8 protein-coding genes are annotated in these 9950 nt (G+C 51.9%); 3 read left to right on the top strand and 5 right to left on the bottom strand.

Annotated features, from left to right (window positions below; all coding sequences use genetic code 11):
• The first annotated feature begins 1202 nt into the window (after positions 1 to 1202).
• From KLP40_RS20830 to KLP40_RS20820, 3 genes are read left to right on the top strand one after another with little or no spacing between them, the layout of a single operon-like run.
• Positions 1203 to 1580: a ribbon-helix-helix domain-containing protein gene (locus tag KLP40_RS20830; RefSeq protein WP_215595774.1), complete on the top strand. Its 378-nt coding sequence runs from the start codon at positions 1203 to 1205 to the stop codon at positions 1578 to 1580.
• Positions 1577 to 2629, top strand: coding sequence for a relaxase/mobilization nuclease domain-containing protein (locus KLP40_RS20825; RefSeq protein WP_215595773.1), 1053 nt, complete (start codon positions 1577 to 1579; stop codon positions 2627 to 2629). The genes KLP40_RS20830 and KLP40_RS20825 overlap by 4 nt, the downstream gene beginning before the upstream one ends.
• Before the next feature lie 34 nt (positions 2630 to 2663).
• On the top strand, positions 2664 to 3359 hold the full coding sequence (locus KLP40_RS20820; protein ID WP_215595772.1) for a hypothetical protein: 696 nt from the start codon (positions 2664 to 2666) through the stop codon (positions 3357 to 3359).
• A 1860-nt stretch (positions 3360 to 5219) separates the two neighbouring features.
• Here the strand turns inward: KLP40_RS20820 and KLP40_RS20815 are convergent.
• From KLP40_RS20815 to KLP40_RS20795, 5 genes are all read right to left on the bottom strand, one after another.
• Positions 5220 to 5594, bottom strand: a complete 375-nt coding sequence (locus KLP40_RS20815) for a hypothetical protein (RefSeq protein ID WP_215595771.1) — start codon at positions 5592 to 5594, stop codon at positions 5220 to 5222.
• 253 nt (positions 5595 to 5847) lie between these two features.
• Positions 5848 to 6807 (bottom strand): BsuBI/PstI family type II restriction endonuclease, encoded by a 960-nt coding sequence (locus KLP40_RS20810; protein WP_215595770.1) that lies wholly within the window; start codon positions 6805 to 6807, stop codon positions 5848 to 5850.
• Between the two features lie 19 nt (positions 6808 to 6826).
• A complete protein-coding gene (locus KLP40_RS20805) occupies positions 6827 to 8404 on the bottom strand; it encodes an Eco57I restriction-modification methylase domain-containing protein (protein ID WP_215595769.1) in 1578 nt (525 codons plus the stop codon).
• Between the two features lie 59 nt (positions 8405 to 8463).
• Positions 8464 to 8742 (bottom strand): hypothetical protein, encoded by a 279-nt coding sequence (locus tag KLP40_RS20800; protein WP_215595768.1) that lies wholly within the window; start codon positions 8740 to 8742, stop codon positions 8464 to 8466.
• An 8-nt stretch (positions 8743 to 8750) separates the two neighbouring features.
• Positions 8751 to 9719, bottom strand: coding sequence for a replication initiation protein (locus tag KLP40_RS20795; RefSeq protein WP_215595767.1), 969 nt, complete (start codon positions 9717 to 9719; stop codon positions 8751 to 8753).
• Between the last annotated feature and the right edge of the window lie 231 nt (positions 9720 to 9950).

The raw sequence follows: 9950 nt of genomic DNA, 5'->3' as shown, positions 1-9950 counted from the left end.
CACACATTAAAACTCCCTTTTCACACATTAAAACTCCCTTTTCACACATTAAAACTCCCTTTTAGATCTTCTTTTTGCTTCATAAACTTCTGTTATTTAAATAGTTATGAACGTTTTTTTTTCTCTACAAATAGAACAAAGCTTTACAAATACACCAATTGGTGTTCGCGCGAGGAAAAAAGCTTTTAAAGGTGTTCTATCAGAACGACAGACAAGAGAGAAGCAAAACAAACAAAGTCCTAGAAGCCAGTAATTTGCGAATATTCAAAAAATGGCATATAACTGAAAATCAATAACTTGTGTACTGTTTTAGACTTGGGAATACTGGTATAATCCGTGACTAGAATGGCTCAGTTATATGCCTGAAACCGCGAAAGGAAACCTTTTATAAGTCGTCGATAAAAGAAGGCCGGAAGAGATTGCCAAAGCCCTTATTGACGCTGTATAAGCCCTTTTCTCCCATTGATTAAAGCTGGAAAGGAAACCTTTTATAAGTGAAGTCAGCCTCTGAGCAGCTAGTAGGTGGCAGGGACGCATAGCGTCGGTACCTAGTAGCCGGCTGAAAATGCCACTGATCCCCCACCTTATCTGGAGGATTGTGGGAGCCAGAGGAAGAGTAGAAGGGGGAGCAATACGGCTTACCTAGGGGGCTCTCAAATGGGCAGATTTTCGTGTTAAGCAAACTGAGAATGGTGGTATTGACCCTCCTGTAAAAAGGTCCTTTTATTCAATCTACTCATACCAACATATGATCAGGCAGTGGGGAGCAAAGGCAGTGGGGGAGGCTTGTGACGCGCATAGAAGCCCACGATGCAACGATTAGATGGCCGGCCGGCCGGAACTACCTATGAGAGTATCGACGCGCTCAGAGGCCAGATTTGAGCATGAGAAGTGTAACCAAAATGCCGTTTGTGAGAGTGGTAGATCGAGTACATGAGGATTACTGCCTGTCGGAGATTAGAGGTAAAAAGGAGCAAGGTTTCAGGCACTCCTTGTAACTAATTGACTAAAGGAAATACACCTTACAAGATTAGAGCATGATTGCACAGGCAGCAGCAGAATCGTACCTTGAGGCGCAGTCCCGGGCCGTTCTGGAGGTTAAGCAAGAAGTGTTTTTGCTTTGCAAAAACCCCGGTCGGCCTCCGGCCTCCCTCTTCTTGCCCCTGTAGGGGGCCCTAGCCATTGCCCATTTTTTCTAGCCTATGTCAGTGCCAAGTACCAGCTCCGAACCCGCCAAAAAGCAACGGTCTCCCGGCCGGCCTAAAGCCGCATCTCCCCATGACGCGACCATTCAACTGCGGCTGGACCAGCGGCAACTGGCGCGGGTAACAGAGCAGGCCCAGCAAACGGGCCTGAGCCGGTCGGCCATCATCCGGGCGGCTCTCGATGGAGTGCAGGTGCTGCAGGCCGCACCCACGGCCGAGCAGCGGGAGCAGTACCGGCAACTGGTGAAGCTGGCCACCAATCTGAATCAGCTGGTGGTGCTGGCCCGGGTGGGCCAAGACGTGCAGGCGCAGGCCCGGGCCACGCTCGACCAGGTGCAGCAGTTGCTGGCCACCCTCCACCAGGTCGCGGTATGATTGGGAAGGTGAAAATCGGCAAGAGCTTCGCCGGCATCTGCCGCTACGTGCTGCAGGAGGACAAGCAAGCACAGGTGCTCGCTGCGGAGGGCGTGCGCACGGATAGTGCGGCGCATATGGCGCAGGATTTTGCCTTTCAGCAGTCCCAGCGCCCCGGGCTGGGCAACGCCGTGCTGCACGTGGCGCTGGCGCTGCCGGCCGAGGACGCGGCCGGGCGCAGCCGGGAGGAGGTGGCGGAACTCCTGCGCCAGATCGGGCGGGCCTACGTGGAGAAGATGGGGCTGGAGAATACGCAATGGTCGCTGACCGGGCACTTCGACAAGGGGCACCCACACGCGCACCTAGTGGCCAACCGGGTAGATAATGACGGGCAGACAATTCCGGACAACTTCATCGGCCAGGAAAGCCGGCGCGTGTGCAAGGAGCTGGAGCGGGAGCTGGGCCTGAGCGTGGCCGAGCAGCGCGGGCGGGAGCAAGCGCGGGAAGTCACGGAACCAACCCACCGCCAGGCAACGGCCAAAACGCCGAAAGCCGAGCGGGACGCCAACTGGCAGCGGGCCCGCCACGAGGTCGGCAATGCCCTGAAGCATACGGCCGCTTACTCGGGCAGCTGGGACGAGCTGCAGGCGAAGCTGACCCGGTACGGCGTGCAGGTACATCCCAGTGCCCACCAGAAGAAGGAGGGGCCGCAGGTGTACGGGGTCGTGTTCGAGAAAGACGGCCACCGCATCAAGGGCAGTGAGGTGGCCAAGGAATACAGCGCCAGCAAGCTGCAGCAGGGTTTTGCCCAGTACCAGGCGCAGTCCCCGGCCCTCACGCAGGATGTGGCCCAGGCCGCCCACGCGTACGAAGCGGGAGCCCTCAGGCAGCGCCAGCAGCAGGAGGCGGAACGGCTGAACCGCCTGTATCAGGAGCAAGCCGCCCGCCAAGCCCAGGCGCAAGAACAGGCCCGGCAGGCGCAGGCCCAGGAAGCCGCCCGTCAGGCCGCCCAGGCGCCGCGGCGAACACCGCTGCCGGACCGCAGCCGCGACGGTGGCATTGAGATGTAATTCTTTCCCTCTTTATCTTCTACTCCCTGCTTCCATGAATCCGCAAACAGACCTGTTCAGTGATATCAGCTCCATCCGTGATGGCGTCGACGCACTTCTCAAACGAGGCAAGCCAGTCAGCGTGGCCGACCTGCAGCAGCTGGTGGCTACGGTAGAAGCCAAAAGCCGGCCCTCTATCCATCTGAACACGGAGAAGGTGGCCACGGAGTTGGTGGCGAAGTTGGTGCCGCTGCTGCCCACGGCCACGACGTTGAACCAGGCGGGGCAGGACGCCTCCAAACGGATTGAGGGGGCAATCCAGGCGGGTACAGTGGCCAGTTTGCAGCAAGTGCAGTACATGGTGCAGCAGCTGGTGACCAGCCTGCAAGAGAATACCCGGCAGACGACGGCGGCCGTGGCCGAGCAGCGGGCCGTGGTGGCTTCCTATCCGCGCTCCATCCCGGTGAGTTTTACGAGCAGCTGGCGCTGGCCCGCAGGCATCTTTGGCCTCGGGGTGGTGCTCACGCTGCTGATTTCCTGGGTGGGCGGGGCTTTTCGCGGGGTCGAGCAGGCGAAGTATGATCAGTTATTGCGCACGGCGACGGCCATTCAGCAGGAGCGGAATCTGTATCGGGACCAGATTAAGTTCTTCCGTCAGGATATGAGTAAGGGCAAGAATGCGCGCGAGACTACTAAGCTAACGAAGCAATACTTTCCACCCATCGGAGCAGACGCTGATGCTGCCAAGTAAGAAGTTAGGGTGTACCAGCACCCACCTAAAGCCCCCCGGTTGTTCCACCAGCCGGGGGCTTTATGATATATTATTAGCTATCCAGTTACGCACCACTAGTCTTTCACAGTAATCTAGTGAGTGCTAAAAATCGGCATCGCCGAAAGCACAGTTCAATATGAACTGAAATTTCTAAGTTGTTTAGAAAAGCTAAAATAGTTAGAGGCGAGCGTAGCTGATCTAATAGCTTGTTTTAAGTATCTAGGAGCCTCTCTAAGCGACTTTGGTGTATTTAAGCTAGGGGAACTGCTTTTTTTGCTGAAAATCGACTGTGGGCCAAATTTTACCCGTATATTTGTCGAGTGAACTATTCTCGTCCCTGAGAATATTATACAAAAAGGCCCAGCTAGTTCCCGCTAGCTAGGCCTCAATGACAAGTTTTGTTCAAAAAAGAAAGGAGGTGAACATGTAGAGTGAACTCAGACACTGCCCCAGAAGGCTACCGTTACATTTACGTGCGAAGTATTATGAAAAACGGTGTGCGCATTTACCCGAAGAGAGCGAAAGCTTTTCGGATACTAGTTCCAAACTAGTTTAGTCTCAACTGCTGAAAAGTAGTTGCGAGACGACGTTCAACCTGTAAGAACATTCTTGTCATTCTCGAACAGCCAGTGAGCATTGCTTGCTGGCTGTTTTGTTATGTGAAAAACGAAGCTTTTTGTTCGATTTATCGCAAGCTACAGAGGGTAAATTCTTTGAATTTATCCCTTTAGTCGGTATTAATTTCCGTTTGCAAAAGTAACACCTTTTGATAAAGGTCAAAGAAAGTGTCGTAATATATTTATTAGTAACAAATATATTTTACTAGTAAGTTGTTGATAGTCAATATTATAGGGCTTGGCTTAGTGATTTGTCCTAATTGTTATTTCTTGCCTATTTGTTAGCTGATTTTGATAAGGGGTGCAAAGGTACGTAAAATGCTATCTTAGCAAGCAAGGGCAGCAGACGCTAGGTGTCTGTTTAGCTTCGTCGTTAGAAAGACAGTGTCTTACATTTGCCACATCAGCCTTTACAGGTGTGTGGGGCTGACAGGGGTAGGTAGCCCTGCCTTTCTACACCTATTGCATCATAAGAGGAGGCTGATAAGGCTTCCTCTTTTTCATGATAGGGTATAGCCACCCAGTGGTTGTAGGGCCATTTTTACACAAATCCCCTACGCCGACATTGTGAAGCCGATGTAGGGGATTCGTTTGTGAATCGATCATTATTTGCCAGGCCTGTGTCTGTGAGGTTTTAAATCCGGATGCTTCGGCTGAGATTCCGGGGTGACTCTTCTTCTTCTGTCGGGAGTACCGTCTGGCTTATTCGGCTTGGGACCAGGTTTGATGGACATGGCGAGCAGGGATTATTGTGAGTAGAGAAACCGTTTCCCCTATAGAGGTAAAGATAAGGTTTTTAGCTACGTATAAAAGCATTTTTTTAGCAAACTAAAAATAGTGGCAATTTACGCTCTGTGAATGGAAAAGTACCACGCCGGCCGCGGCCCGCGCGTGGAGGCCAGAATAGGCACTATTCCGAGGTGGGGATTATAACCACGATTATGTTAAGGGACAAAATCGGGACGGTGGCCGCACTTTTTCCGCTCCCCCCACTGCCCCTAAAATTCTATTTCATCTACTAGGATTCAATGTTATTCTAGCCACACGTAGAACCGCCATTTTCCCAACCATTTTAGAGTCTTCCAATGGGGCTTTTTCTGCGGTTCAACTAGGGGAAGATTGCTTCGGCTTTCCTCGGTTAGGTGCAGCCGAAGCAATGGTACAGGAAGACTGAATTCCGATAGATACTGAGGGGCGTGGTTGGAGATTCCCCGGGACTGATCTACAAACTTGTGCGCAAATGCTGCCAAAGTCTGCAAGTTTTTTCCCTGAACTCTGACTTCGGCCGCGAGAGGGGACTATTTACAATGGAAGACCCAATTACCGGAGCAGTCCAAAGAAAACCCGAAAGGGAGGACTGACCCGGCGATATATAAGGGAAATCACATTGTTCAATGAAACGTACAACCCTTAATGACTTACTATTCAAAGCAGTAGTACCCATCGTATTGGCCTTTGCGCCCAATGCCTGCTCTAAACCGGAGCCCAAGCCCACCATCATCGTTGCGCCCGCACCGGTCGTTGTTGCGCCGTCCTCATCCTCCGTCGCCATTACCGCATCGGCTGTACACATTACGCCGGAGGGGGAAATTTTCATTACGGCCGCCAAGGTTATTGTTACTCCTGCACCCGTTCCGGCGCAGGAAAATATCCCGCCCGTCCATCGTCGTGAGAAAAAGCGTCGCCCATCCAAGCGCAGACGTGTAGCCACTAGTGCCACTGCACCAGCACCTGCAGTCGTACCTACTCCTGCACCACCTGCTGCGTCACCAGCGGTACCCTGCAACTGTCCTTGCTAAAGTATGCCCGCACTGAGGTCCAGCCTCGGTGCGGGCATACGCTCAGGCGATTTAAGCTTCTTCAGTACTTAGATGAGGTCCCAGGTAACGGTCCCCGTTGAAATGGATCATGTGCGTAGGCGCTTCAGCAACCCATACTTCCGTTTCCCAGGAAATATCGGCCAGATATTTACCCATCGTTTTCCGGTCGGGAAAGGCCGTGACGTACACTAAGCCAGCTGTACTGGCAGCAAAAAGTTTGCTGAGCTCGCCGTGGCGTTTGCCATCTACTGGGCCGTGGCTCGTAACGGATTCGATGAGCAGCAGCCAATTCCGCGCCGCGTCATAGAGCACTACATCAGGCATTTGGCCGTGTGCATCTACCTCAACGCCCAATGCGGCCAGTTGCTTACGTTGGAAGTAGCCGTCCTTGGAAGCGGTATCACCAACGTAAATGACCTCCGCATTGGGAGCAAAGCGCGGCCCGAATTCGTGGATGATATCGTAGATGAGCTGGCTGTGCTTGCCGGCGCTGAGTTTGATTTCGGTACCAGGCGCTACCTGCAGGGGAATCAGTTCCATGTCGCGCGCCTTAGCGTATTGCGCAGTAAGGGTTGGACGGGTGGCCAGGTACTCCGTGAGCACTGATTCCCACTCTGGGGTGCCGTAAGTGAGCAATACATTGTGAAGCTCGGAGGGCACCTGGTAACAGGCCGCAGGGGAGTTTACCGGCCGATTGGGTTTATCCGGATTATACAGCACAATACCTGCCTCGCGGAACTGATGCAGCGTTTGCCGCCGAAACGTCTCACGTGAATTCGGCGCGTACGTGGTTCCGTAAAAATCTCGGCACCAATCCATTATGGGGGTTACGCCAATCTGTGGCCGTTCTAACTGCTGCCATGAACCTTCGGGTTTCAGATCAAGCAGCGCCAGCAGAGTGAGCGCAGAACGGTCGTTAAGTTGGGCCCGGGGCATTCCCAGAGCTTGTAAGATGGCTAGGCTTTCAGTGATTTTATCCGAAACCGGCATGAGGGTAATTAATGAAGGATTACACGTGAATTAATACCTGGTTGACGATGGCGTCAGTCGCATCCTGCCCCTGTCCAAGTACTTGCCGACCGATTTCCTCGATGGTGGCCAATGGGGGCATGGGCAACGCGCGTGCCTCGGTAGCACTCACCTGGGTGTTACCGTTGAAGATGCGGAAGAAGGCATCGTAGATGTTGCTGTTGAGCAAGGCGGAAAGGCCTGCCGTCTGCACATCGGTCAATTCCCCTGCTTTGGAGTAGAGGTAATTGAGCTTGTTCTCCAAGCCTATCGATGCGTACTGCCGCCAATCAGCGGCGAAATAAGGTGCTGCAATAAGACGGTGCTTATCATCCTTGGCGCTGAATCGACGCAGCAGTACGTAGTTGCGATTCGGCAAGAGGCCAAGTTTACGGCCTGCACCCAGGGATACATATTGTTGACGGCCACGACTGTTTGGCCAGTTGATTTGCCCTCGTCGCACGTGGTCAATCCAGAGCAATGGGACGTGTTCCGAACTGGCCGTTTCGCTTAGGTGCGCTGTGGTGCGAAAAGCTACAACGGGGCCGGTGGATACCTCCACGCCAAAATCATGGAGGCGGTGTCGCCAGGTTTTGAAATTACTGATGAGTACCCGCTCAGCTTCGGTTGTGGGCAGAAACAATACCTTTTCCCGGCTACCCAAATCCACGATCTCGTCCAGGTGGCCATTGAGTTTTTCGGCTCCAGCGAGGTCATGCGCACCAGTAGAAGATGCCACCGTAACGGCATAGTTCGGCAGCGGTCCTTGTTTGAAACGGGTTGCCTTAAAGATGATATTCTCCTGGAGAACAGCATCTTTTTTGAACGCTTTGTCACGAGCGTGGAACAGGTGGAAATAGTCCAGCCGGAGGTAATCATAGAGGAAGGCACGAAACCGCTCGTAGTAAAAGCCAGAGCAGAAACTGCGGGGAATGATAAAGATGAGTTCTCCACCTGGCTTGGTGAGCAAGGTGGCCAGCACCACGAATAGCGAGTAAATGTTAGGCTGATCGAGTTGACGCTGGCGTGCTAAGTTGTTTCTCGGGTCAGCGGCGTTAAGCTTGAAATAAGGCGGATTGGAAATGACCAGGTCATACCGCGGGGTAACATCGGCTAAGGGAAACTGCCATAACTCGCTGTGAGATACAATGAAGTCCTCCAGAATGAGCTGACTGTGCAGGACAACGTGGCGCTCGTGTAACCACTGCTTTAAGTGGTCGAGTACGGCCTGTGCATATGGGACAACACCTGCGTCCACGTCGTAGGCGTCAAGGTGAATGGTGGCCAGCTGGCCACCAGTGGCCACCAAATGCTCAACTAAAGCACAGGCCAATACGCCTGTGCCAAAACCAGGGTCAAGGAGACGTGCTTCGGAACCAGCGAAGGTGCTGAGACTCGCCAAGTAGCTACCGATTTCGCCAGGAGTAAAATACTGGCCAAATGCTTTTTTATGGGCTTCCGACTCAATCGCCGCGTATTCAGCAGCTAAGCGAACGGCGTAGGCAGTGGGCAGCTCCTGAGCGGAGGGAGGACTGACCGAAACGTGCACCAGGGGCGCAATGGTAACTTCTTCTGTCATGATGCAAAGCTACCAAGCCGAGGGGGGGCTTCTTCCCCACTGCCTCCAATTACTACTCCTTAGACTGGTATTGAAACTGGTATAGCCGGAACGAAATCGTCGAACACCTGGTAGCTGATGATGTGGTAACGGCGCGAGTAAGCCCGCAAATGCACGGCAATAATTCGCTCCCTAGTGGCCCGATCAGAGCCAGGGGTGTATTCTATCACCAACATGCGCTTTTCTGCCTCCTGAGCCATCAGAAAATGGCATGGAATGGCCTGTTGTTCGGCTTCCGTAAGGTGCACCGCATTTTCCGGCTTCAACACGACGAGTTCGAGATAAATCTTGTGTCGCATTGATAGGACTAAGCGGTTTTCGAAGTTTTTGGCGCAACAAGGCCGAGACGTACGAGCAGTAAGCCCCCTGGATTGCGGGAGGCTTTGACCTTACCTGTTTTCAAGTCGTGGTTGTAACGGTTGACGTCCGCGACGTGGGCCGCGCTGCTCAGGATGGTTTGCCGGTGCTTTACATCGGTGATGCGTAGTTCATCCAGGATGCGGGCAGCGTTATCGTAGTGGCTTTGTTGAACGCCCGGCAAAGTTGGAGTGGTAGCTACAATGTCAACTGGGATAGGCGTTGTCAGAGCTTGCAGCTTAACATTGAAAGTGATGTATTCATAAGTTCTGCCCACTTTTTCAAGCGTGTAATCAACGTGCAACTCGGTATGCTCATTGATTTGCTTGATGCTTCTATCAAGAACATTTACTCGAAAGTCCTTAAATGACTTGAGTTTTTCTTTATCTAAGCCCTTGTCATTAAGAAGATTAAGCATTGACTTAAACTCCCGAATACTATACTTTTTTGTCTTGCCCAGGTCTTTCCATTGGGAGCAGAGAGGGTAAATGCGCTTGGCATACTTGCTGGTGAGGCGAAGTGCAGCAGAGAGACCGAAGCTGCTAAAGTTGTCTTTGAGGTGAAATAGATGAGGTAGAATATGCCTGGTAAGCTCAAATTCAATAATGCCGGTACCTGTCAGATACTTAATGCGCTGAAACATGGAAAGCTGTTCAGGGTATTTCCCATTAGTTATTGAGAATACCCGCGACATCATTCCCTCAGTAGCCTGCCATAGGTAAGGAAAGTCATATTTTTTGCCAGTTAGCGCAGATAACTCTTTGATATTTAGCTGATAGACTAGTGAATCTTGATTCTTCCTGAGCTTAGATAGCATGAAGAAGAACAAGTCCAATTGTAGCTCAGTGTATTCAAAGCGTGCATTGGTTAATGCATTGCTATGACGTATCTCCAAATCGGTTGTAAGGGGTTGATTCATAAGGCGAATATATGATAAAAGGAGTCATCAAAAGGGAGGTCTCTTTAATTGGCTCCCTTTCCACACATTAAAACTCCCCTTTCCACACATTAAAACTCCCTTTTCACACATTAAAACTCCCTTTTCACACATTAAAACTCCCTTTTCACACATTAAAACTCCCTTTTAGATCTTCTTTTTGCTTCATAAACTTCTGTTATTTAAATAGTTATGAACGTTTTTTTTTCTCTA

It is taken from the genome of Hymenobacter piscis, from assembly GCF_018760735.1.
GTDB lineage: Bacteria > Bacteroidota > Bacteroidia > Cytophagales > Hymenobacteraceae > Hymenobacter > Hymenobacter piscis.
This window is presented reverse-complemented; position numbering and strand designations above follow the sequence as displayed.

Bases quoted from the DNA above. Each gene is read 5' to 3' on its own strand.
- KLP40_RS20830 (WP_215595774.1), top strand. From the start codon at position 1,203: ATGTCAGTGCCAAGTACCAGCTCCGAACCCGCCAAAAAGCAACGGTCT.
- KLP40_RS20825 (WP_215595773.1), top strand. From the start codon at position 1,577: ATGATTGGGAAGGTGAAAATCGGCAAGAGCTTCGCCGGCATCTGCCGC.
- KLP40_RS20820 (WP_215595772.1), top strand. From the start codon at position 2,664: ATGAATCCGCAAACAGACCTGTTCAGTGATATCAGCTCCATCCGTGAT.
- KLP40_RS20815 (WP_215595771.1), bottom strand. From the start codon at position 5,594: ATGAAAATTTCCCCCTCCGGCGTAATGTGTACAGCCGATGCGGTAATG.
- KLP40_RS20810 (WP_215595770.1), bottom strand. From the start codon at position 6,807: ATGCCGGTTTCGGATAAAATCACTGAAAGCCTAGCCATCTTACAAGCT.
- KLP40_RS20805 (WP_215595769.1), bottom strand. From the start codon at position 8,404: ATGACAGAAGAAGTTACCATTGCGCCCCTGGTGCACGTTTCGGTCAGT.
- KLP40_RS20800 (WP_215595768.1), bottom strand. From the start codon at position 8,742: ATGCGACACAAGATTTATCTCGAACTCGTCGTGTTGAAGCCGGAAAAT.
- KLP40_RS20795 (WP_215595767.1), bottom strand. From the start codon at position 9,719: ATGAATCAACCCCTTACAACCGATTTGGAGATACGTCATAGCAATGCA.